26 protein-coding genes are annotated in these 22,155 nt (G+C 52.7%); 12 read left to right on the top strand and 14 right to left on the bottom strand.

From position 1 onward, the window contains the following. Positions 1 to 5 precede the first annotated feature (5 nt). From ACZ25G_RS03060 to ACZ25G_RS03020, 9 genes are all read left to right on the top strand, one after another. Positions 6 to 683, top strand: a complete 678-nt coding sequence (locus ACZ25G_RS03060) for a dTMP kinase (protein ID WP_463681495.1) — start codon at positions 6 to 8, stop codon at positions 681 to 683. Next, positions 677 to 1,567 carry a DUF2156 domain-containing protein gene (locus ACZ25G_RS03055; protein WP_463681494.1) on the top strand — a complete coding sequence of 297 codons (891 nt, stop codon included), beginning with the start codon at positions 677 to 679 and terminating at the stop codon, positions 1,565 to 1,567. Before ACZ25G_RS03060 ends, ACZ25G_RS03055 begins: the two co-directional genes overlap by 7 nt. Positions 1,568 to 1,585: 18 nt before the next feature. Continuing rightward, positions 1,586 to 2,503: a GNAT family N-acetyltransferase gene (locus ACZ25G_RS03050; RefSeq protein ID WP_191482153.1), complete on the top strand. Its 918-nt coding sequence runs from the start codon at positions 1,586 to 1,588 to the stop codon at positions 2,501 to 2,503. 22 nt (positions 2,504 to 2,525) lie between these two features. Beyond that, positions 2,526 to 3,065 (top strand): DJ-1 family glyoxalase III, encoded by a 540-nt coding sequence (locus ACZ25G_RS03045; RefSeq protein ID WP_191482154.1) that lies wholly within the window; start codon positions 2,526 to 2,528, stop codon positions 3,063 to 3,065. Further along, positions 3,056 to 3,691, top strand: a complete 636-nt coding sequence (locus ACZ25G_RS03040; protein WP_191509818.1) for a 5-formyltetrahydrofolate cyclo-ligase — start codon at positions 3,056 to 3,058, stop codon at positions 3,689 to 3,691. The genes ACZ25G_RS03045 and ACZ25G_RS03040 overlap by 10 nt, the downstream gene beginning before the upstream one ends. Positions 3,692 to 4,112: 421 nt before the next feature. Then, positions 4,113 to 5,612 carry an endolytic transglycosylase MltG gene (gene mltG, locus ACZ25G_RS03035; protein ID WP_463681493.1) on the top strand — a complete coding sequence of 500 codons (1,500 nt, stop codon included), beginning with the start codon at positions 4,113 to 4,115 and terminating at the stop codon, positions 5,610 to 5,612. Positions 5,613 to 5,674: 62 nt separating this feature from the next. After that, positions 5,675 to 6,907, top strand: coding sequence for a peptidase U32 family protein (locus tag ACZ25G_RS03030; protein ID WP_463681492.1), 1,233 nt, complete (start codon positions 5,675 to 5,677; stop codon positions 6,905 to 6,907). Between the two features lie 218 nt (positions 6,908 to 7,125). After that, positions 7,126 to 7,581, top strand: a complete 456-nt coding sequence (locus ACZ25G_RS03025) for a MarR family winged helix-turn-helix transcriptional regulator (protein ID WP_463681491.1) — start codon at positions 7,126 to 7,128, stop codon at positions 7,579 to 7,581. A gap of 4 nt (positions 7,582 to 7,585) precedes the next feature. Beyond that, entirely contained in the window at positions 7,586 to 8,032 is a 447-nt protein-coding gene (locus tag ACZ25G_RS03020; protein WP_342680341.1) for an RNHCP domain-containing protein, read from the top strand. Positions 8,033 to 8,141: 109 nt separating this feature from the next. On the opposite strand, the gene ACZ25G_RS03015 is transcribed toward ACZ25G_RS03020, so the two are convergent. From ACZ25G_RS03015 to ACZ25G_RS02995, 5 genes are all read right to left on the bottom strand, one after another. Beyond that, positions 8,142 to 8,534: a UbiA prenyltransferase family protein gene (locus ACZ25G_RS03015; protein ID WP_191482160.1), complete on the bottom strand. Its 393-nt coding sequence runs from the start codon at positions 8,532 to 8,534 to the stop codon at positions 8,142 to 8,144. A 61-nt stretch (positions 8,535 to 8,595) separates the two neighbouring features. Beyond that, positions 8,596 to 10,413, bottom strand: a complete 1,818-nt coding sequence (ftsH, locus tag ACZ25G_RS03010; protein WP_463681490.1) for an ATP-dependent zinc metalloprotease FtsH — start codon at positions 10,411 to 10,413, stop codon at positions 8,596 to 8,598. A gap of 27 nt (positions 10,414 to 10,440) precedes the next feature. Next, positions 10,441 to 10,905, bottom strand: coding sequence for a MarR family winged helix-turn-helix transcriptional regulator (locus ACZ25G_RS03005; RefSeq protein WP_463681489.1), 465 nt, complete (start codon positions 10,903 to 10,905; stop codon positions 10,441 to 10,443). Between the two features lie 289 nt (positions 10,906 to 11,194). Then, complete coding sequence (locus ACZ25G_RS03000) at positions 11,195 to 11,518, bottom strand: hypothetical protein (protein WP_191482163.1); 324 nt, start codon at positions 11,516 to 11,518, stop codon at positions 11,195 to 11,197. After that, a complete protein-coding gene (locus tag ACZ25G_RS02995) occupies positions 11,518 to 11,868 on the bottom strand; it encodes a hypothetical protein (RefSeq protein WP_191482164.1) in 351 nt (116 codons plus the stop codon). The genes ACZ25G_RS03000 and ACZ25G_RS02995 overlap by 1 nt, the downstream gene beginning before the upstream one ends. A 60-nt stretch (positions 11,869 to 11,928) precedes the next feature. Here ACZ25G_RS02995 and ACZ25G_RS02990 point away from each other — a divergent pair, with 60 nt between their 5' ends. Further along, a complete protein-coding gene (locus tag ACZ25G_RS02990) occupies positions 11,929 to 12,144 on the top strand; it encodes a helix-turn-helix domain-containing protein (protein WP_463681488.1) in 216 nt (71 codons plus the stop codon). A gap of 158 nt (positions 12,145 to 12,302) precedes the next feature. On the opposite strand, the gene ACZ25G_RS02985 is transcribed toward ACZ25G_RS02990, so the two are convergent. Further along, on the bottom strand, positions 12,303 to 13,250 hold the full coding sequence (locus tag ACZ25G_RS02985; protein WP_463681487.1) for a 2-hydroxyacid dehydrogenase: 948 nt from the start codon (positions 13,248 to 13,250) through the stop codon (positions 12,303 to 12,305). Positions 13,251 to 13,432: 182 nt separating this feature from the next. Between ACZ25G_RS02985 and ACZ25G_RS02980 the strand changes: the two genes are divergently transcribed. After that, a complete protein-coding gene (locus ACZ25G_RS02980) occupies positions 13,433 to 13,633 on the top strand; it encodes a hypothetical protein (protein ID WP_463681486.1) in 201 nt (66 codons plus the stop codon). A gap of 10 nt (positions 13,634 to 13,643) precedes the next feature. Here ACZ25G_RS02980 and ACZ25G_RS02975 read toward each other — a convergent pair whose 3' ends face one another. Beyond that, positions 13,644 to 14,159: an HD domain-containing protein gene (locus tag ACZ25G_RS02975; protein WP_191509812.1), complete on the bottom strand. Its 516-nt coding sequence runs from the start codon at positions 14,157 to 14,159 to the stop codon at positions 13,644 to 13,646. Positions 14,160 to 14,404: 245 nt separating this feature from the next. Here ACZ25G_RS02975 and ACZ25G_RS02970 point away from each other — a divergent pair, with 245 nt between their 5' ends. Next, positions 14,405 to 15,736 carry a hemolysin family protein gene (locus ACZ25G_RS02970; RefSeq protein ID WP_463681485.1) on the top strand — a complete coding sequence of 444 codons (1,332 nt, stop codon included), beginning with the start codon at positions 14,405 to 14,407 and terminating at the stop codon, positions 15,734 to 15,736. 47 nt (positions 15,737 to 15,783) lie between these two features. Here ACZ25G_RS02970 and ACZ25G_RS02965 read toward each other — a convergent pair whose 3' ends face one another. The 7 genes from ACZ25G_RS02965 to iorA all read right to left on the bottom strand — a co-directional run. Further along, positions 15,784 to 16,107, bottom strand: coding sequence for an AzlD domain-containing protein (locus ACZ25G_RS02965; RefSeq protein WP_463681484.1), 324 nt, complete (start codon positions 16,105 to 16,107; stop codon positions 15,784 to 15,786). Beyond that, entirely contained in the window at positions 16,107 to 16,820 is a 714-nt protein-coding gene (locus tag ACZ25G_RS02960) for an AzlC family ABC transporter permease (protein WP_224771578.1), read from the bottom strand. Before ACZ25G_RS02960 ends, ACZ25G_RS02965 begins: the two co-directional genes overlap by 1 nt. A 13-nt stretch (positions 16,821 to 16,833) precedes the next feature. Beyond that, positions 16,834 to 17,958, bottom strand: coding sequence for an A/G-specific adenine glycosylase (gene mutY, locus ACZ25G_RS02955; RefSeq protein ID WP_463681483.1), 1,125 nt, complete (start codon positions 17,956 to 17,958; stop codon positions 16,834 to 16,836). Beyond that, positions 17,955 to 18,527: an NUDIX hydrolase gene (locus ACZ25G_RS02950; protein ID WP_463681482.1), complete on the bottom strand. Its 573-nt coding sequence runs from the start codon at positions 18,525 to 18,527 to the stop codon at positions 17,955 to 17,957. The genes mutY and ACZ25G_RS02950 overlap by 4 nt, the downstream gene beginning before the upstream one ends. Positions 18,528 to 18,699: 172 nt before the next feature. Further along, positions 18,700 to 19,935 carry a phenylacetate--CoA ligase gene (locus ACZ25G_RS02945; protein WP_191482172.1) on the bottom strand — a complete coding sequence of 412 codons (1,236 nt, stop codon included), beginning with the start codon at positions 19,933 to 19,935 and terminating at the stop codon, positions 18,700 to 18,702. A 4-nt stretch (positions 19,936 to 19,939) separates the two neighbouring features. Beyond that, a complete protein-coding gene (locus ACZ25G_RS02940; protein WP_191482173.1) occupies positions 19,940 to 20,530 on the bottom strand; it encodes a 2-oxoacid:acceptor oxidoreductase family protein in 591 nt (196 codons plus the stop codon). Continuing rightward, the coding region (gene iorA / locus ACZ25G_RS02935; RefSeq protein ID WP_463681481.1) for an indolepyruvate ferredoxin oxidoreductase subunit alpha at positions 20,527 to 22,155 on the bottom strand (1,629 nt) is incomplete at its 5' end. The genes ACZ25G_RS02940 and iorA, both read right to left, overlap by 4 nt.

Here is a 22,155-nt window from a genome sequence, read left to right as displayed (position 1 = left end):
GACACTTGGGAAGCTTAATCGTTATTGACGGCCTGGACGGCAGCGGAAAGGCAACCCAGACCTCCCTTTTGTATGAGGAGCTGTGGGGAAAAGGCAGAGAGGTCAAAAAGATCTCCTTCCCCAATTATGATGATCCCTCCTCGGCCCTCATCAAAATGTATCTGGGCGGGGAGCTTGCGGAAAACGCCGACGGGGTCAACGCCTTCGCGGCCTCCAGCTTTTATGCGGTGGACCGCTATGCCAGCTTTAAGCGCTTTTGGGAAAATGATTACCGCAGGGAGGGGAGCATCATCCTGGCCGACCGGTATGTCAGCTCCAACGCCATCCATCAGATGGTCAAGCTGCCCCGGGATCAGTGGGATAGCTTTCTCACCTGGCTGGATGATTACGAATTTGAAAAGCTGGGACTGCCCCGACCCGACCTGGTGCTCTACCTGGATATGGATCCCGATACCTCCAAAAGGCTGCTGGCCCGGCGGTATGATGGGGATGAAAACAAAAAAGACATTCATGAGAAGGATTTTTCCTACCTGCTGCGGTGCCGGGAAAGCGCCATGTACGCGGCAGAAAGGCAGGGCTGGAAGCTGATCTCCTGCTGCGATGGGGGAGAGCCTCTGCCGGTGCAGGTGATCCACGAAAAATTGATGCAGACATTGCGGAAGGAACTGAAAACTTTATGGTAGATTTCAAGGATATAGAACTCAAGGATAAAGCTTGGATTGATCCGCTTTTAAAGATGTCGGATTTCAAAGGTTCGGAATATGTGTTCAGCAATAACTACAACTGGAAGGACATCTATCACATCCAGGTGGCCCAGGTGGACGGATATTATTGTGTCCGCTCCGGCATTGAGGAGAGAAGCTATCTCTATCCCTCCGGAAGCGGGGATATTGCCCCTGTCATCGAGGCGCTGATACAGGACGCCAAGGAGCGGGAATGTCCTTTTCAGATGCATGGCATTGTCAAGGAAAATGTAGCGCTGCTGGAAACCCTCTTTCCGGGTCGGTTCGCCTTTGAGGAATACCGGGACGGGTTTGACTATATTTACAATACAGTGGATCTTGCCACCCTTTCGGGGAAAAAATACCACGGCAAGCGCAACCACATCACCAAATTTAAGCAAAATCATCCCGACTGGGTTTATGAACCCATCACCGCCGAAAACATCGAGGAATGTCGGGCCATGAATAAAATCTGGTGCGAAAAGCAGGGCAATTGCAATGATCCCAGCCTGAAACAGGAGCTTTGCGCCGTCAAGAAAGCCTTGGACCATTTCTTTGATGAGGGCCTGAAGGGGGGCCTTATCCGCACCAAGGAGGAAGGGATAGTCGCCTATTCCATCGGCGCGCCTCTTTCCAGCGATACCTTCATTGTCCATATTGAGAAGGCATTCGCAGAGGTGCAGGGAGCCTATCCCATCATCAACCAGGAATTTGTACGCCACAACTGTATGGACTATAAGTATGTCAACCGGGAGGACGACGTGGGGGACGAGGGCTTGCGGAAGGCCAAGCTCTCCTATAAACCGGCCATCCTTCTGGAAAAATACACCGCGACCCTCAAATAAAGAAAGGGGGAACCCTTGATGATCCAGTTTGCGGAGAAAAGTATGGTGCCGGCCCTCAAAGAGATTTGGCGCCGGTGCTTTGGCGATGAAGAAGGGTATATCTCCCTTTACTTTGACCGCCGTTTCCGTCCGGAGGAGACCTTGGTCTATCTCAACCATGGCCTTCCGGTGGGAATGCTGGCTATGCTGCCCTGCGAAATTGTCACGGATAGGGGCACCGTTGCCTCCCGGTATGTCTATGGGGTGGCCACCCTGCCGGAGTATCAGGGCCGGGGATATTCCAGCGCCCTGCTGGAGTATGCCCATCGCTGGATGAGAAAGCATGAGATATTGGTATCGGTGCTGGTGCCGGCGGAAGAGAGCCTCTTCCAGTTCTACCGCAAGCGGGGATATCTCCCCACCTTCTCGGTGCGGCAGGTGCGGCTCTCCCGAGAGGAGATTCTTCATCTGGCGCAGCAGGGACCGGCGCTGCAAAAGCCACTGACCTTGGAAGAGGTGACGGCCAAGGAGTTTTACGCCCTGCGGGAGGAGTTTTTCAGCCGCCAGGGGCTGTTTGTCCGGTGGGATGAGCAGGCGCTTTCTTATGTGATGGAGGAAAACCAGTTCCAAGAGGGAAAAATATTAAGATTTTCTACAGACTATGGACATGGTTATGTGGTATGTTATAAAATAAAAAATAAGATTGCCGTCAAGGAATGCGGCGCTAGGGATGAGACGATGGTCTGCCGTGCCCTGCTCAGCGCCTTTGACGAGGATTTGTTTGAACTGCGGCTGGCCGCTGACAGCCCTCTTTTTATGGGCTTAGGGGAAAAGCGGGAGTTCGCCGCGGCGGTATATCTGGGAGAGGTACAGGATAGGGGACTGCTGTCCTTGTCAGAGCGGCTGACCGGCCGGGAGCTTCTGGATGCTCCCTATTGCAACTTGGTGTTGGACTAGATAACCGATGGGAGGGACTTTTGTGATCTATGTATTTTTGGCAAATGGTTTTGAGGAGACGGAGGCAATTGCCCCCATTGACATTCTGCGCCGGGCGGAGCTGGATGTGAAAATCGTAGGGGTGGAAAGCGACGTCATCGTCGGCTCCCACGGTATTGCGGTGGGCTGCGATGCTACCGTGACCGATATAGACGGAAAAGATCTTGAGATGATCGTGCTCCCCGGTGGCATGCCGGGTACCCTGAATCTGGAAAAATCCCCAGGGGTACAAAGCTGCATTGACTATGCGGTAGAGCATAATCTGTATATTGGCGCCATCTGCGCGGCGCCGTCCATTCTGGGCCACAAGGGCCTGCTGGCGGGTAAGGAAGCTATCTGCTTCCCCGGCTATGAGCAGGAGTTGACTGGGGCCAGAATAAGCGAAAAAAGCGTATGTGTCGACGGAAAGATCATCACAGCCAAAGGCGCTGGCGTGGCCGTCGACTTTGGCCTTGCCCTGGTCGCCTGTCTGAAAGGGGAAGAGCGGGCCAAGATCCTGGGAGAGTCTCTCCAATGCAGGTAAAGGGCGACATCCGCCAGTATAAGCGCCAGCTGCGGGATAGTGTCAAGCAGAAGCGCCGGGACATGGATCCCCAGCTGAAAAAGGAAAAGGACCAGAAGATCAAGGAACGGGTCCAGGCCCTTTATCAATATAAACAGGCCAAGCAGATTTTCTGCTATGTCTCCACCTCCATTGAGGTGGATACCAAAGCCCTGATCCAGGAGGCGCTTCGTCACGGCAAACGGGTGGCTGTGCCTAGATGCACCGACCCGGAGCACAGTGTCATGGAATTTTTCTATATCTCCTCCCTGGATGATCTTGCCCCCGGAACCTTTGGGGTGCTGGAGCCAGACCCAGAGCGGGCTGTGAAGGTCACCGATTTTTCCAGAGCGCTGAGCATTGTGCCCGGCCTTTGCTTTGATTATAACGGCTATCGCCTGGGATATGGCAAGGGCTATTACGACCGATTTTTATCCGCCCATCCGGGCCCTCGGGTGGGAATTGTATACAGTGAATTTGTCAAATACCGGCTTTATCACGGCCGCTATGACGTCTCTATGGATTTAATTGTCACCGACCGGTATCTCCGTGCCACGGCAAAGAGGGGTAAACCTTCCCAGCCGGGGAATAATAAGATGAAATCATAAAAATCCCGGCAAGGCAAAAGCCCTTGTATGGCAATACAAGGGCTTTTGGTCGGGATACGGTGATGTTCGCTTATGTTTTTTTCGGGGCCGGACGCCCCCATCAGTGGATGACTAGCAGCCGCAGTTATTACCGCAACCACAATCGTTGCCGCTGAAGGTGTTACCGCCGCAACCGCCACAGCAGCAGAGCAGGATGATGATCAAAAGAATGATCCATGTACAACCGTTGTTTCCACACATAATGTTGTCACCTCTTTGTGTTGATTTGCTTTATACTATGTAAAAAAACAAAAGCTGGTTACAGCTTTTCTGAAAAATTTTTTCTTATTGCCAATGTTGCCAGATATGGGCTTGGCTGTGTACGGATGCCAAGCATCCGCACCGACAGATGCAGAGACCAAGGGTAAGGAGGTGGAGTAATTTGGACAATCGCGATGATTTTGAAGAACTGATGAAAAGGTTCAAGGCAGACAGCGATGACCAGAATCCACAGGACCAAGCAAAAGAAGACGGCTTTACCTTCCAAAGCGGAAGCAGTTTAGATAAGCCGGATGATCTGCCCCTGTTCCAGGAGGAATACAGCGGGCCCAAAAATCCAGAGCCGCCCAAGCATGAGTTTAAGCTGAATATCACCGACCGGGAGTATTATGAAATTCCTGATCCTGGCGCCGGCCCTGGGGTAAGCCATCGGACAAAAAGCGGTGGCAACCCTCCTCCCAGGACGCCTGAAAGAGGAAGCTCTCCGGCTCCTGGAAGAGGAAACCGGCCAACAGGAGGGAACGACGCCAAAAAATCCAAGCTGCGGCGCCGCTTTGAAAGACTGGGCCGGACAGCCAGGGTTTTGATTTACATTGGCTTTGTCATGGGAATTTCCCTTTTTATGTCCTATTTCATCTTGCAGGGCGCCAATGATCTGTTTGGCTTTAACAAGCAGGATGTACAGGTGGAGATCACAGTTCCGGAGGGTTCCAGCGTCTCCGATGTGGCCCGGATCCTCAAGGAGAATGGGGTCATCAGTGAACCGACCATCTTCACCCTCTACTCCCAGTCACGAAATGATGAAGATGAGGAGACGGAGTTTGTTCCCGGCACCTATGTACTCAACCCCAAAATGTCCTATGATGAGATCATCATCACCCTCACCGCTGGACTGTCGGATGACGCCACTGTGGAAGTCACCTTCCCTGAAGGTCTCACAGCCCATGATATTGCCGACCTGCTGGAGGAAAATGGGGTTTGCTCAGCGGATGAATTTATCACCGCCCTCAACGAACACGATTATTCCCGGTTTGACTTTGTGGCCAATATCCCGCCCAGCGAAAACCGCTACCTCAAGCTGGAAGGCTATATTTTCCCCGATACCTATGAATTCTATGTGGGAGAAAATGTAGACTCGGTGGTCAGCAAATTCCTGCGGGCCTTTGATGCAAACTGGACCAGTGAGCTTTCCAACCGCGCTGAGGAGCTGGGGATGACCATGGATGAGGTGGTCACCTTGGCGTCCATTATCCAGCGGGAATCCAGCGAAGTGGAAGAGATGAACATGGTTTCCAGCGTCTTCCACAACCGCCTGAATAACCAGGATACCTATCCGCTCCTGCAATCCGACGTCACCATCAACTATGTTGAAACGGATATCAAGCCTTATCTCCAGGTGGCGGATCAGGAGATGTACGACAGCTATAACACCTATGTGTGCACCGGGCTTCCGGTGGGACCAATCTGCAGCCCGGGTGTAGCGGCCTTGAAGGCGGCAGTTTATCCGGAAAGCACAAATTACTTCTACTTCGTCACCGATTCCGAAGGCACCTATTACTATGCGGCGACCTTGGATGAGCATTTGAGAAATATAGCGACCGCCAGTCAGGTGGGCGACGGCAAGACCAACGGCATCGCCACCCAAGACGAAGAGAATGGCTAAAAGGCAGCCGCCGCTTGTAAGAAGAGCGGCGGCTGTTTGGAGTTGAGAAAAGGGGAAAGCATATGGCCATCCAAAAGAAAATACCGGAGGTGCTGGCGCCTGCGGGGGACTTTGAGCGGCTGGTAGCAGCGCTCACCTTTGGCGCTGACGCCGTTTATCTGGGAGGAAAAGAATTCGGTATGAGGGCAACGCCTCAAAACTTTGACCGGCAGCAGATGGAGCAGGCGGTAGAGCTTGCCCACAGCAAGGGTGTGCCGGTCTATGTGACCTGCAATACCCTTCCCTCCAATGATGAAATCCAGCGGTTGCCGGACTATCTGCATTTTTTAGCGGATATTGGAGTAGACGCCCTCATTGTGGCGGATATTGGGGTGCTTATGCTCTGCAAAAGAGAGATACCGGAGATGGAAATCCATATGTCCACCCAGACCGGTATCGTCAACTATCTCACCGCCAATGAGCTTTATCGGCTGGGAGTCAAACGGGTGGTTCTGGCCCGGGAGCTGAGTCTGGACGCCATCCGGGAAATCCGGGAAAAGACGCCGCCGGATCTAGAAATTGAGGCATTTGTCCACGGCGCCATGTGCATGTCCTTTTCGGGAAGATGCCTGCTCTCCAGCTACATGACCCACCGGGATGCCAACCGGGGGGCCTGCGCCCAGCCCTGCCGCTGGGGCTACTATCTGATGGAGGAGAAGCGGCCAGGTGAATACTATAAGCTGGAGGAGGACGAGAAGGGGAGCTATATCCTCAACGCCAAGGACCTGTGTATGATTGAGCATATCGACAAACTGGTCCAAGCGGGAATCACCTCCTTAAAAATTGAAGGAAGAGCCAAATCTGCTTATTATGTATCGGTGGTGACCAATGCCTACCGCTGTGCGGTGGATCAGTATTTGCGGGATCCTGCCCATTTCCAGCTGGATAGCTGGCTTTTGGAAGAGGTCAAGAAGGTCAGCCACCGCCAGTATTCCACCGGCTTCTATTTCGGAAGGCCGGAGCAGGGACAGTATTATGAGAATGGGGGCTATATCCGCTCCTTTGATGTCATTGGCGTTGTCCGCCGGTGGGAGGATGGCGTCCTCTATGGAGAGCAGCGCAACAAATTCGGCGAGGGAGACTGGATTGAGGTGCTGCCGCCGCGGAATCAGGCAGAGCGGCTGCAGGTCCGGGAGCTGAAAAATGGAGCCGGGGAGCCCATTGATTCCGCACCCCATGCGGCGATGGAATTTTCCTTTGCCTGCGAAAGACCTTTCCCTCCAGGGTCCATCTTAAGGAAGAAGGTTTCGGTCTAGCCAAAAAGATGGAGCCATGGAGAAAGCTTGATAAAATTACAGGAAAACAACTGTGAAGAAGCGCCCGCATTGCATCGGGCGCTTCTTTTTGTATCAAACAAAAGAAATACGGTAGCTTAAGAAGAATAGGAAAACCAGAAAGTTTGGGGCAATCTATTGACATATGTACGAAATCGGATATAATATATATGTACGAAATCATACAAGGAGATGAAAGGATGCATTATCTCAAGGCGAGACAATATACCTATTTGGCGGGGGAAATCAACGCACTCTACCACGAGGCAGCCGTAAAGATGGATATTTCGGATAGCGTACAGAACATTTTATATGTCATATGTGAAAAAGGGACCAGCTGCTTACAGAGCGAAATCAGCAGATTAACCGGCATCAGCAGACAGACGATCAATTCCGCCATTAGGAAGCTGGAAAAAGAAGAAATTGTATACCTCGCGCAGGGCAAGGGAAGAAATACCGTGGTCTGTTTGACGGAAAAGGGAAAAACCTATGCGGCGGAAAAGATTCAGCCGCTCTTTGAAATTGAAAATAAAATTTGGAAAGAGTGGACAGAAGACGAACAACAGGAATACCTGCGGCTGACCCAAAAATATCGTGATGGATTAAAAAAATATCTTGCCACCATGTTGCAGCATGGGGCATCCAAGGAGCAATGACCCAATGAATCGAGAGAATAAGAGAAAATCATTTGAGAAGGGCTATTACAAGACCCATGCCTGTAACGATACTTTCACCTGCAAAGTATGCGGCCGGCCGGTGGTGGCAGCCGGAGCAGGCAGCGACCATCGCAACCACTGTCCCAACTGCCTGAGCAGCCTGCATCTGGATATTGAACCCGGCGACCGGGAGGCTGACTGCGGCGGCATTATGGATCCAGTGGGTGTATGGGTGAGAAAAAATGGGGAATGGGCAATTATACACCGCTGCCGGCGGTGCGGACATTTGAGCTCCAACCGGGTGGCGGCGGATGACAATCCGATGAAGCTGATGTCCATTGCCGTGAAGCCGCTATCCCAGCCGCCGTTCCCATTAGAGCGCATCGAAGAGCTGACTGCCCTCATGGGCGGCGATGGATGCTTATACCGTGTAAAAAATGATAGCCTTTAACCCAATCCAGGAGTTAACAGAGAAAGCGGTCCACGCCATAAAAGGCATGGACCGCTTTTTCATGTATTTTGCCCATGAGCTGTTATGCTGATGGGGCAAAGGTTCCGTATCAGGTTTTCTTGACAAAGGTTTTCCCGCATTTGGGACAACTGATTTCAATCTTTCCCTTTCCTCTCGGCACCCGCAGGGTCTGTTTACACTGAGGGCACTTGTAGTAGCGATGGGTTTTGCTATCCATGGCCCGGTTTTTCCGGACGGAGAACCAATGACCGATGGGACGCCAGAATTTAAGAAATGCCTCGTTTTCCCTGTAACGTCTTTCATGGTTGCGGGAAAGCATTCGATAAAAACAGAGGATCAGGGGGATATAGGCCAAAAAGTAGAGAACCGGCCACCGAAGCAGCTGCCCTAGGATGGAAAGAATGATAAACAAGATCATCAGGGCGAAGGAAAGGGCGTCGGAACCATGGCGGCCATAAAGAAAGTTGCGCAGCCAATTCATTGTGAGAAACCTCCTTTTCAATCGTCGGGAGAACAAAATGAGAAGTACCGTTTAGCAGTCTCTACTTTTTCAGGATCGTCATGAACTCTTCTCCGGTGATAGTTTCTTTTTCCAGAAGATAATGCGCCAGCTCATGAAGCTTGTCGATGTTATCCTTGAGGATTCCGATTGCCTTTTCGTGGGCGCTTTTAATGAGTGCTAGGACCTCTTCATCAATTTTGGCAGAGGTTTCGGGAGAGCATGCAAGGGAAGCGTCGCCGCCAAGATATTGGTTGTCGACGGTTTCCAGGGCCATCATGTCAAATTCCTTGCTCATACCTAGGCGGGTCACCATGGAGCGGGCCAGCTTGGTAGCCTGTTCAATATCGTTGGAGGCGCCGGAAGTAAAGGTGCCAAAGATCAGCTCCTCCGCAGCCCGGCCTCCGGTAAAGGTGGCGATTTTGTTGAAAGCCTCCTCCTTGGAGAGAAGGGCGCGCTCCGTGTCATCTACCTGCATGGTATAACCCAGAGCGCCAGAGGTACGGGGCACAATGGTAATTTTATGAACAGGAGCAGAATCGGTTTGGAGGGCGGCAACCAAAGCGTGTCCGATTTCGTGGTAGGAGACGATCTCCTTTTCCCGCGGGGAGATGACAGCATTTTTGCGCTGGTAGCCGGCGATGACCACTTCGACGCTTTCCTCCAGGTCGCTTTGGCAGACAGCTTTGCGTCCGCATTTCACCGCCCGGAGTGCCGCCTCATTGACGATATTAGCAAGCTCCGCGCCGGAGGCGCCGGAAGTAGCGCGGGCAATGGCGTTGTAATCAATGTTTCCATCTGTTTTGACCTTGGCGGCATGAACCTTCAAAATAGCTTCACGTCCCTGAAGGTCGGGCAGCTCCACCGGGATGCGGCGGTCAAAACGGCCTGGGCGGAGCAGGGCCTTATCCAGCGTCTCGGGCCGGTTGGTGGCGGCGAGGATGACAACACCCTTTCTGCCGTCAAAGCCATCCATTTCGGTAAGCAGCTGGTTGAGGGTCTGTTCCCGCTCATCATTTCCGCCAATCCCCATAGCGCCGTCTCTTTTTTTACCGATGGTGTCGATTTCGTCGATAAAGACGATACAGGGAGCTTTTTCCTGGGCCTGTTTGAACAGGTCGCGGACCTTCGCGGCACCCATACCTACAAACATTTCCACGAATTCCGAGCCGGAAATGGAGAAAAAGGGAACTTTGGCTTCACCGGCCACAGCTTGGGCCAATAGGGTTTTACCGGTTCCCGGAGGGCCTACCAGCAATGCGCCTTTGGGAAGGCTTGCACCAATATCAGCATATTTCTGAGGATTGTGGAGAAAATCCACAATTTCAGTCAGTGCCTCTTTTGCCTCATCCTGACCGGCCACATCGGCAAAGGTTTTTCCGGTTTGCGCTGATACATAGATTTTGGCATTGCTCTTGCCAAAGGTCATGGCATTTTGTCCGCCTGCCTTTTTCTGCAGGGAACGCATAAGCAAGACGCCGATACCGAAGAAGATCAGGGTGGGAAGGATCCAGGTCAAGAGGAAGGAAAGCAGGGGGGAGCTTTCCTGGGGAATGACCTTTCCAAATTGCACACCGGCATCAAATAGGGTTTGGGTGAGATCGGGATCATCCATTCGGCCGGTGACATAATAGTTGTCCCTGCCATTTTCGTCCGGAACGATAAAGGCGATCTGTGTATCACTGACTTCCGCCTTGGTCACCTGATGATTTTGTACCTGGGTTAAGAATGTGCTGTAATCCACTTCGGTGATTTGGGTGGAAAACATGGGGAAGACAAGGGCATTCAGAAAGATAAGGACTACCAGGGCAATACAAGCATAGTAGATCAGTGGTTTTTTAGGGGTTTTCTGCTCCTGCATGCTGTTTCCTCCTTTGTAAGGGAATATTTACTGCTGCTCACTGTCTTTCAGGACGGCTGAGAGCCGTTCCATTAGTTGATTGAGGCTTTCCAATCCGGATACAATGGCCTGCATCTTTTCCTTTGGCTCATTTTCCATCACAGGGGAAAATTTGACGCGGAGAGAATCCTCAATGGCCTGGACAGTGGCATGACCCTTTGGGGTCAAATGGAGGCTAACCACCCGTTCATCCTGGGTATCACGGATGCGGGAAAGGAAACCTTCCTTTTCCAGCCGCTTGCACATGGAAGAAGCATTGGCGCTGGCAACACCCAAAGAGTGGGCCAATGTGCCGATGCTGCCCACGGTGCCGTCCCGGACAATGAGTAGGGTACGAAATTGCAGCATGGTAAGCCCATGTTCTTCGCTGATCCGCAGGAAAGTATTGTTGATATTTTCATTGATGCTGCGCATCAGATCCCATACCTTGTCTTTAAAGACCAGTACATCCATAGTAAGCCTCCTATTCAGTTATTTGCTATATTATATATAACGTAAATATAATAGAGGAAGAACAGCCCCCAATCAAGAGAGATTTTATGAACATTTTGCATCCATACTATTTAGAAAAGAAAAGCAAAGGCAAAAGCAATCAAAGATGGTAGCGGACATTACAAAATAGTGAAGATGAATGCCTGGATGATCAAAATGAGCCTCCAAACCAATTAAGTTTGGAGGCTTATTTGAGATGATTCGTGTGAAAGCTAAAACTAATGAAAAGGGGGCCGACTTCTACTACTTTTTAAAAAGCTTGTTTGATCTTCTCAATTAATTTTAACAGCTGCTTCTTGGGGATGGCCCCAACAACACCATTTAAATCCATTTCTCCACCGCCCACGCTGCCGATGCCAACCTGTACCCAGGCGGAGAGCTGAATTTGTCCGGGACCATATTCTACCTTTACAAATTTCATGGCCGTCAGCATCCCGACTCCATTTTTCCACACATTTTCACCGGTTTTGATCACCTGGGGATGGTAGCCGTTGTCCTGCAGAATAGATTCTACCTTTTTCTGCGCTTCTTCAAAGCTGCACTGATAGGGAATGGTGAAAGTAGATCTCGCCATTATAATTCCTCCTCGCTTTTTATCATAGAATAACCGCATCTGGGGCATATCTCTGTCCCAGATGTAATGTTTAATCCGCATTGGGGGCAGACCCCCGCCATCTGGTTGCCAGGCCCCATCCGCTCTACCCGCTGGAGTCTATCCTGGTTATTCTTTCGGATGACAGCGAAAATGATTACCAGAATACCGGCAAGAAGCATGGCAATGGAAAGAAAGAGCAGACATAGAATGGTCAATTCATGGCTTGTGAAAGGGCTTCTATAGCTGTAGCGGATATCGTTGGCGATATAATTCCAGAACCCAAACGTGCCTCCCAAACCAAAAGCAGACAGAAGAATTCCCCAAATCATTGAACTCCCTCCATTATATACCAAAATGTGACAATAAAATAATGCCATTTTGAGATAGTGATGTCAAGGAGAATGCATATATTTATTCTTAAAAAGCTTCGAAAAAGCAGACAAATTTCTCAGCTGAAATTTGGAATAAATTTTAACATAGCTCAGAACACAATTAGCCGCTATGAAAATGAGGAGAGAGAAGCAGATTACAATCCCCTCATTTTATTCGCCGATTATTTCGATGTTTCCATTGACTTATTTACTGGGACGGACAGAAACTCCTAACCGAAACGGATCGGCCGCTGTAGCTTTCTCCTTAAAAGGGAATCAGGAGCGGTCAGGAAAAAAGCTATCCATGCAGCAATGTTGATGCGTGGATAGCTTTTTTTATTCTGGAGGCGTGCTGTTAGCATCTTTCAAGGGGAAGTAAATGCGAATTCGCTTTAAAGAACAATATTTTGCTGTTTTCCGGCGGCCCATCGGAGGATATTGTCAAAGACAATCTGTGCCCGCGCCACCATGGATTCCTGGGATGCAAAGGCCACATGGGGAGTGACGATGGTATTTTTGCTGTGTAGCAGAGGATGGGATGGATCGAGAGGAGGCTCGTCCTCAAAGACGTCGATGCCGGCTCCGGCGATAGCGCCATTGTTCAGAGCATCGGCCAAAGCGGCAGAATCTACCACAGGACCTCTGGCCGCATTAATGAGAAGCGCCGAGGTTTTCATCATGGCGATCCTCTCTTTGTTGATCAGATGACGGGAGCTGTCGTTGAGGGGGCAGTGGAGGGAGACAATATCCGATTGAGATAGGAGTTCTTCCAAAGAAACATACTCCACCAAGCCCTGAGCGGCTTCCTTGGGACGGGGGGCATAGGCAATGACCCTGCAGCCAAAGGCCTTGCAGAGCTGGGCGACGCGAAGGCCGATAGCGCCGGTTCCAACGATTCCTACGGTCTTTCCAGCTAGTTCTCGGCCAACTAAGCCATCTTTTGTCTTACCCTCCCGGCAGCGGGCATCTACCTGAGGAACGTTCCGCAGCAGGGAAAGCATCATGCAGAGGGTGAGTTCTGCCACCGCCTGGGTAGAATAACCCGCAGCATTGCTGACGGCAACCCCCATTTCCTTGGCTGTGGCTAAATCCACATGGTCAACACCGGTAAAAGCCACGTCAATAAACCGAAGGTGTTTGCAGGCCCGGATGACATCGCCGGTCAAAGGCATGTTGGCGATCATGATCACATCGGCATCTTTTGCGCGCTGTATCTGTACCTGGGGGTCTGTATCTTTGGGGTATGCGGCGAAGGTATGTCCGGCCTCCAGCAGAGGCTTTGTATAAGAATTCAGTATCTCTTCAGAAATCCCCAAAGGCTCTAATAAAACAATATGCATCAAGTCAGCATCCTTTCCTCGTTTCCTATCCCCAGTGTAACATATTGCCAATTCTCCTGCAATATTAAGATCGGAGGTTGACGCTTGGTTTATGCTGGCGCTGCCGCGTGGAGAAAAGCGCGCAAATGTGCCGTCGTAATGGGTGCTGGTTTGTGGTATACTAAACAAAGAGGTGAGCGCGTGTGGAGAGAAAATGCTGGGAGTGCCAATACTTTTATGCTGATGACCGGGGGAGTGCCTACCGCCGGCCTCCCTGCTTCTTCTGCCGAAGGAAGGGCGGCTTTTTCAGCCGCAACTATAAGATTGGGGAGAAGACCCGCATTGGAAGGGATGATCCGGCCTGTCCGGATTTTCAGCCTCGAAAGGATCCGCAGGAAAGATAAAATAAAATCCTCACGGATTTTCAGCTTTAGGAGGGAAGAGGTCGTCCAGCAAACGTTTTCCGGTTTTGGTCCGGAAATATTTACTGCGGATATGATCAATCTGCTCCGGGGTCATTTTCTCCTCATCGCAGTTGACGAGGAAGTCGGCTTCGATTAAAATCTGATAGTCCATGCCATCAATGGCAGAATAGGTATGATGATGCCCGATAAGATAACAGACCCGCTGGATCAGTTCCTCAGAGACCGCGTATTTTTTTAGCAATTTTTCGGCAATAGGAGGCCCTTCCAGCTCCTGATAATGACCGGCGCTAGAGCCGTACTTCTCCTTGGAGATAGGAATGCCTATGTCGTGAAGAACCGCCGCCGTTTCCAGAATCAGCCGGGTTTCTTTGTCCAACCCTTCCAGAATGCCAATGGTCCGGGCATAGGAGAATACCTTGAGGAAATGGTTGATGTGTTTGGGAGAACCCTTGTCATAGTCAGCCATTTCCTGGATAATGTTGCTGATAAAAATAGAACGCTTCATAAAATACCCCCTAAGTTCACGTTTTTTTACCATTATATCCTTTCTGGATGAGAGGCGCAAGCACCATAAAGGCGCGCTGCCGGGTGAGGTTTTTCTGGAAGGCAAAAATCAAAAGTAGCGGGCGACAATAGAGCGCTTTGGCCCAAAGCGGCCCAAAGCGGCTGTTTTTTGCCCTTAGGGGCATTTGACGAATGGGGGAAAAACAGATATAGTATATTCAATTTATGTGAAAAAGGAGATGTCTTATGGAACCCGACGGAAGTTTGTGGCTCTACATTGTATTACTGATTATACTCATTGGCACCAACGCTTTTTTTGCTATGGCGGAAATCGCCATTATTTCCCTCAATGACAATAAACTGAAGCATCAGGCGGGAGAGGGGAACAAAAAGGCAGAGATCCTGCTGCGGCTGACAGGGGAGCCTTCCCGATTTTTGGCTACCATCCAGGTAGGCGTTACCCTTTCCGGCTTCCTGGCATCGGCTGTGGCGGCAGACACCTTTGCGGAATACATTGTCTATGCTTTCCGCAACGTGCCGGTATCCCCGGCGCTGGTGCAGTTGGTCTCTATTATTGTAATTACGATTATTCTTTCGTATATCACCCTAATCTTCGGCGAACTTGTGCCCAAACGGCTGGCAATGGCCAGCAGTGAGAAGATTTCCTTCGCCATCGCACGGCCTTTGGCGGTGATCTATAAGGTGGAAAAGCCCTTTGTAGCGCTTCTATCTGCCTCCACCAACGGGGTGCTGCGTTTGTTTGGGATCGATCCCAATGAAAAGCCGGAAGAGGCCACCGAGGAAGAGATCCGGATGATGGTGGATGTGGGCAAGGAAAACGGCAACATCGAAGAGAGCGAGAAAGAGATGATCGATAATATCTTCGAGTTCGATGACAGGACAGCAGGGGATATTATGACCCACCGCACCGAAATGACGGCGGTAGAGGTGGAAACCTCTATAGAAAAGTTGGTGGAGGAAGCCACCAGCTCCGGTCATTCCCGTATCCCGGTGTTTGAAGAGGATATGGATGACATCGTTGGCGTGGTCTATGTCAAGGATTTGCTCCACTACCTTAGCTGCAGTGAGGCGTTCTCTTTAAAAGATGTGATGAGAAAGCCTATGTTTGTACCGGAGACTATCTCCTGTGCGGAACTGTTTACCCAGCTCAAAGCGGAAAAGATGCAGTTTGCCATTGTGGTGGATGAATACGGCGGCACCTCTGGCGTAGTCACCATGGAGGACGTGGTGGAATCTGTCATGGGCAGTATCCAGGACGAATACGACGAGGAAGAGGAGGATATCTCCAAGCTCTCAGACAATGTTTTTACCATTGACGGGACCACTGATATTGAAGAGGTGGAACGGCTCTTTGAGATCAAGATTGATGACGAAGATGACTACGACACCATCGGTGGCTATATTACCGGTCAGTTGGGCCGTATTCCGGAGGAGAACGAGCATCCCTCCGTCACTGTAGGCGGGGTAGAATTCACGGTGCTAAGCATGTCAGAGCGCCGGGTAGATAAGATCCGTGCTGAGAGAAAAACATCCAAACCAGAATCGTCAATGGCATAAAGAAAAAATAAAAGCCGGCAAGCAGCCGGCTTTTTTCTTTGGAAGATTTAGGCGATCCACATCCTCATGGCAAGCTCCACCAAAAACACGGTGCCACAGGCGGACATGGCCACGGTGAGCAGCCCCTTTTCCCGGATGGCCAGCGCGATGGCCACGGCAAATCCGGCTAAGGCAGACCAAAGGGAACCGGTGGAAGAAAGGATGGCGGGAAAGGTCATGGCGCCTAAAACGGCGTAGGGGACATAAAACAAAAAGGACTTGATAAATTTGCTCTCAATTTTTTTGCGGAAGATGGCCAGAGGCAGCATGCGGATAAGATAGGTGACCCCTGCCATCACCAGGACATAGAGTAAAAAGCGGGGAATATCCATTACTCAGCCTCCTCTACCGGGAAAAATTTTGCGCCGAAGGCAGCGGCTAGGATGGTACAGATAATGATAACGAATCCGCTGGAAATGCTTTTGAGCAGGGGAAGCCAAGCGAACAGGCAGCTGAGGACTACCGAGATTGCGAGAACAATCCGCACAGATTTGAGATGCTTTGCCGGAGGCACAATGATGGCGATAAACATGCCGTAGATAGCGATCCCCAACGCCGTCCGGATGGAGGTGGGAAGGATGGTGCTGGCGGCGGCGCCAACGAGGGTGCCTAAGGTCCAGCCTAGGTAGGGGGCGGTGATCAACCCCGCCATATACCGCTTGCCCACCGTCCCCTTCTGCCCGGAGGAGACGGCAAAGATTTCGTCGGTATTGCCAAAGGCGATGAGACAGCGCTCAAAGGTGGTAACCGTCTTGTCCAGCTTCTGGGAGAGGGAGAGGGACATGAGGGCATACCGCAGATTGATGATGAACTGGGTCAGCGCCATCTCCACCATTGGTGCGCCGGAGACAATGAGAGAGAGCCCGGCAAACTGGCCTGCCGAGGTCAGGTTGGTCATGGAGATGAGGACAGCGGCCCAGACCGGCAGCCCCATGGAGACGGCCATCATACCAAAGGTAAAGGAGACGGACAGATATCCCAGCCCAATAGGGATTCCATCCCGGAATCCCTTGGCATAACTATTGATGAGAGTTGGATGCTCCAACAAAATCTTCCTTTCATGGGTTTGATGGGGCCGTGGATGACGGCCCGATAAGTCCCGGCAGCAACCGGGCAAAAGAGGCAAAAGCTCCGGGAAGGGCATACTGCTCGGCCAATTCCTCTAGGGAGACCCACACCCAGCCTTCTGGCAGGGCGTCAGCCTGACAGTGGACGGCCAATCCTTCCATTTCCCAAACGCGGTGGGTGAAGATATGGCGGGCGGAGGGAAGGAGGCTTATTTCTCCTGCTTGGATACCGGATGTTGCTAACAGGTCCTTCATTTCATTGGCACCATGATGCCCTTCCCAGTGGGGAAGTTCCCACATTCCCGCCAGCAGACCGGAGGCAGGCCGGCGGCGCAGGGCTACTTTTCCATCATAAATCAAGACGCAGACCGTTTTTTCCTCCGTTTTTGGCGGCTTTTTAGCGGCTTTTACCGGGAGTTTCTCCGCCATCCCCTGTAAAAAGCCTTCACATATCCCCTGTAGCGGGCAGAGAAGGCATCGGGGTGGAGTGTTGGGGAGGCAGATCATGGCGCCTAGCTCCATAAGGGCCTGGTTAAAATCTCCTACCCGCTCCCGGGGCAGGATGGAGGAGATAGCCTGGGCCATGGCTTTTTTGACGTTTTCCTTGGAAATATCTTCCCGGCTGCACAGGACGCGGGAGGCCACCCGCAGCACATTGCCGTCTACGGCGGGCACTGGAATGCCAAAGGCGATGGAGGCGATGGCTCCCGCTGTATAATCCCCGATGCCGGGCAGGGCGCGCAGCGCGTCAAAATCGGCGGGCAGGGCCCCTCCATAGCGCTCCACCACCTGGATGGCGGCCTTTTTCAGGTTGCGGACCCGGTTATAGTAGCCCAAGCCCTCCCAGAGCTTGAGAAGCTGATCCTCCGGAGCCTGCGCCAGGCTTTGGATGGTGGGAAGAGCGGTCAAAAACCGGTCGAAATAGGGCTTGACCGCCTCCACCCGGGTCTGCTGGAGCATGATTTCAGAAACCCAGACATGGTAGGGCTGTGGATCGGAGCGCCAGGGCAGGACCCGGGCGCTTTGATCGTACCAGGCGAGCAGTGGGGAGGGGATCAGGGAAAGGCCCTTCTGCCAAGCCGGCAGAAGGTTGCGAAGAGAGGATGTATCTTTCATTGACATGATTCCTTTTTGAACTTTTTTGCCCGGGAGATGAGTTTCTCATAAATGGGGATCATACATGCTTCCCCTGACGCATGGGCAACCTCCCCGAGAGGAAACCAGGCTACACCGCTGTTTTCCTCCGGACAGACGATGGGAGTCTCTTCTTCCGCCACCAGCAAAAAGGAAGGGCACAGATGAAGATGGGCGCTGACATACTCTCCCTTTTTGACATGTCCGAAGACAGGCAGTACATCCAAGGAGGCAATCCGCGGAGAGAGGAGCCGTGCCCTTAGGCCGGTTTCCTCCCAGGCCTCCCGCAGGGCCACTTCTGCGAAGTCGGAATTTCCGTCTGCGTGTCCTCCAGTCCAGCTCCAGGTGTGATAGATGTTGTGGTGGACAAGAAGGACCTTGTCCAAAGCGGGGTTAAAAACCAATCCGGAGGGGGTGAAATGGGCGTGAAGGCACTGGCGGAGAAGCAAGAAGTCAGGATCAGGTTCGGCGAGCTGAAGCATGAGACGCTGATCCCCGGCTTCCTGTTCACAGGAGGGGGCAAAATCCCGAATCAGTTGCAGATAAGACAATGATAAAACTTCCTTTCTCAGATGTGAGAAAACTCACAGGCACGATTTTCATTATATCTCAAATCGGTGCCCGACGCCATGTTTTTTTGAAAAAGGACAAAAAACTCTCCATAACGCAAAAGACGGATATTCCCTCGGGAATATCCGTCTTGTTAGAAGATACAAAACAGACTCAGTAACGGTTGTCGAAGATGCGGGTGGATTTTTTTTCGCTGCGGGGAAGGTCTCCGATTTCCACCGGTTTGCAGGCGATGGAAATGCCGATCTTCTCTTTAAAACGGAACTTGATGGTGCGCTCCAGAGCGGCTTTGTCCACCTCGGGATTTGCCTCCACAAAGAGGGTCAGGATATCCCGGCCGCCCAGGTGGTCGATCATGACCTGATATTCGCTGGAAGCGCCTTCGATGGTGCTTAAAAGCTCGTCAATCTGGCTGGGGAAGATGTTGACCCCCTTGACCTTAATCATGTCGTCGGTACGGCCGATGAGGGTGTCGATGCGGGGATAGGGCAGGCCGCACTGACATTCCCCAGGCAAAAAGCGGGTGAGGTCATGGGTCCGGTACCGAATGAGAGGAGCCCCCTCTTTGCGCAGGGTGGTGATGACAAGCTCTCCAATGGCTCCATCGGGAAGAATTTCCCCTGTCTTGGGGTCCACAATCTCGCAGTAGATATAGTCGTCCCAGTAATGCATGCCGCATTCGTAGTCGCAGCTCATGCCGATGCCGGGGCCATAGACCTCGGTCAAGCCGTAGATATCATAGAGCTTGACGCCCAATTCGGCGGCAATGCGCTTTCTCATCTTTTCGCCCCACCGCTCGGAACCGATGATGCCCTTGGTCAGGTGAATCTGATCGGTGATCCCCCGTTTGGCGATTTCCTCCGCCAGAAGCAGGGCATAGGAGGAGGTGGCGCAAAGTACAGTAGCTTTCAGGTCCTGCATCATCCGCAGCTGTTTGTCGGTGTTGCCCGGCCCCATGGGGATGACCATAGAGCCCAAAAGCTCTGCCCCGGCCTGAAAGCCGATGCCTGCCGTCCACAGTCCATAGCCCGGGGTGATCTGGATCCGGTCTAAGGGGGTGACCCCCGCCGTCTCATAGCAGCGCTTGAACATAATAGCCCAGTCCTCTACATCCTTGCGGGTGTAGGGGATGATAACCGGCGTCCCGGTGGTGCCGGAGGAGGAGTGGATGCGGACAATCTCGCTGTCAGGCACCGCCTGCAATCCCAGTGGATAGGCTTCCCGCAGATCGCCTTTCCAGGAAAAGGGAAGCTTTTCAAAGTCCTCCTGGGACTGGATGGCGTCGATATCAATCCCCTCAAATTTCTTTTGATAGAACCCGCCGGGGATAGCGGTCAGTTTTTTTAGCTGCTTTTTAATCAGTTCGAACTGGAACTCTTTCATTTTCATGGCGTTATTCTCCTACTCTGGCCTGGGCTCCGGCGCGGAGGGCCTGTAAATTCATGGGAATCAGCTTTTCAGGAAGGCGCTTTTTCAGAGCCCCTTCTATTTCTTCTGGAGTAAGGCCCAGCTTGCCGGTGGCGGCGGCAGCGCCCAACAGGGCAGTGTTGAGAACCTTAGCGCTGCCGCATTCCCGGCAGATGGCTTCGGTATCCACCACGACCACATTCCCTACCTTTTGGCGGAGAAAGTCCAGCATATCCTGGGCGCGGTAATCGGTGCCGCCCAAAGCGGCGGTGACAGGCTTTACCTCCTTGGCGCTGACCACCACGGCGCCACCCTCTTTCAGATAGGGCAGGCAGCGGACTGCTTCCGCAGGTTCAAAGCCCAGGATCAGGTCAGCCCCCTTTATGGGGATCATGGGAGAGTGGATTTCCTCCCCGATGCGGACATGGCTGACCACACAGCCGCCCCGCTGGGCCATGCCGATGGTCTCGGCGGTGCGGGCGGAGAGACCCTTTTCCATGGCGGCCTGGGCAATGAGTTTGGAGGCGAGGATGGTTCCCTGACCTCCTACGCCGGAGAGCATGATGCTGACGTTCATTTGCTGTCACCTCCTGTCAGGGTGATGGCGCCGCAGGGGCATACCTGGGCACAGATGGAACAGCCATAGCACAGGGATGGCTCAATGGCCGCCTTCTTTTCCTGCCAGACGAGAGCGGGACATCCCAGTTCCCGGATGCATTTTTTGCAGCCGATGCACTTGGCCGGGTCCACAGTGTAGCCAGGGGAGGGCTTTGTGACGGCGATGCAGGGGGAGCGGAAGATGACGGCGGAAACGCCTTTGACCTTGACGGCGTTTTGTACCGCCTCCACCGCGGCGGCAAGGTCCAGAGGATCGACGGTGACCACCGATTTGACCCCGATGGCCTTTAGCACTGCGGGGATGCTGACAGCGGCGGAAACTTCGCCCATCATGGTGCGTCCGGTGCCGGGATGGGGCTGATGACCGGTCATAGCAGTGGTGGAATTGTCTAGCACAATGAGGACGATGTCGGTCTGATTATAAACGGCGTTGACCACCCCGGTGATGCCGGAGGCAAAGAAGGTGGAGTCGCCGATAAAAGCGAAATTGACAGTGTCCGGTTCTACCCGGTGGATGCCCTGGGCGATGGTGACGCCGGCGCCCATACAAAGGCAGGTGTCCACCATATCCAGGGGCATGGCGTTGCCCAGGGTATAGCAGCCGATATCCCCGGAAAACACGGCTTTTTTACCCTTCATAGCCTGCTTTACCGCATAGAAAGAAGCGCGGTGAGGACATCCAGCGCAGAGGACCGGCGGCCGGACAGGCAATGGGGGGAGTTTTTCCGGCGCAGGAGCGGACAGGGTCACCCCGAAAAAGGCGGAGATAGAGGATCTCACCGATTCTACGGTGTTTTCACCGGCGGGTTTGACATCACCGGTGAGCTTGCCCTTAATCTGCACATCCAGATGATGCTTGCCGCAAAGGTAGACAAGCTCCCGCTCGATGACCGGATCCAGCTCCTCTAGGACCAGCACCTGATCCAGCCCCTCCAGAAAGCGCAGGGCCAGAGATTCGGGGAAGGGATGGGGGGTTCCTACCTTCAGAAGCCGTACATCGGTACCGCCCAGAGCCTCCTTTACATACTCATAGCTGATACCGCCGGCGGCGATGCCGTACCGGCTGTGAGAAGAGGCTTTTTGCGCCTCTTCCATCCGGTTAAAGGGGCTATGGGAGAGTTCTTCTCCCATCTGGGGCAGGGTGACTTCAATCTCTCCATGGCGCTGGAAGGAAAGCCGGGGGAAGATAACCCACTTGGGGTCTTTGACAAAGCCCTCCGGCTTTTTCCGAGGAAGCGGCTCCTGTATCTCGATGGAGGCACAGCCATGGCAAACCCGGGTGGTGGGGCGCAGGAATACCGGCGTGTGGTATTTCTCCGAGAGCTCGAAGGCGTCCCGCACCATGGCGTAGGCCTCCTCCGGAGAGCTGGGGTCAAAGACCGGCAGCTTGGAAAACCGGGCAAAGTGACGGGTGTCCTGCTCGGTTTGGGAGGAGATGGGGCCAGGGTCGTCGGCCACAACAATAACCATGCCGCCTTTGACGCCGATATAGGTAAGGCTCATCAGCGGGTCGGAGGCGACATTGAGCCCCACCTGCTTCATGGTGACCATGGCCCGGGCACCTGCATAAGCGGCGCCGGCGGC

It is taken from the genome of Zongyangia sp., assembly GCF_965361945.1.
This window is presented reverse-complemented; position numbering and strand designations above follow the sequence as displayed.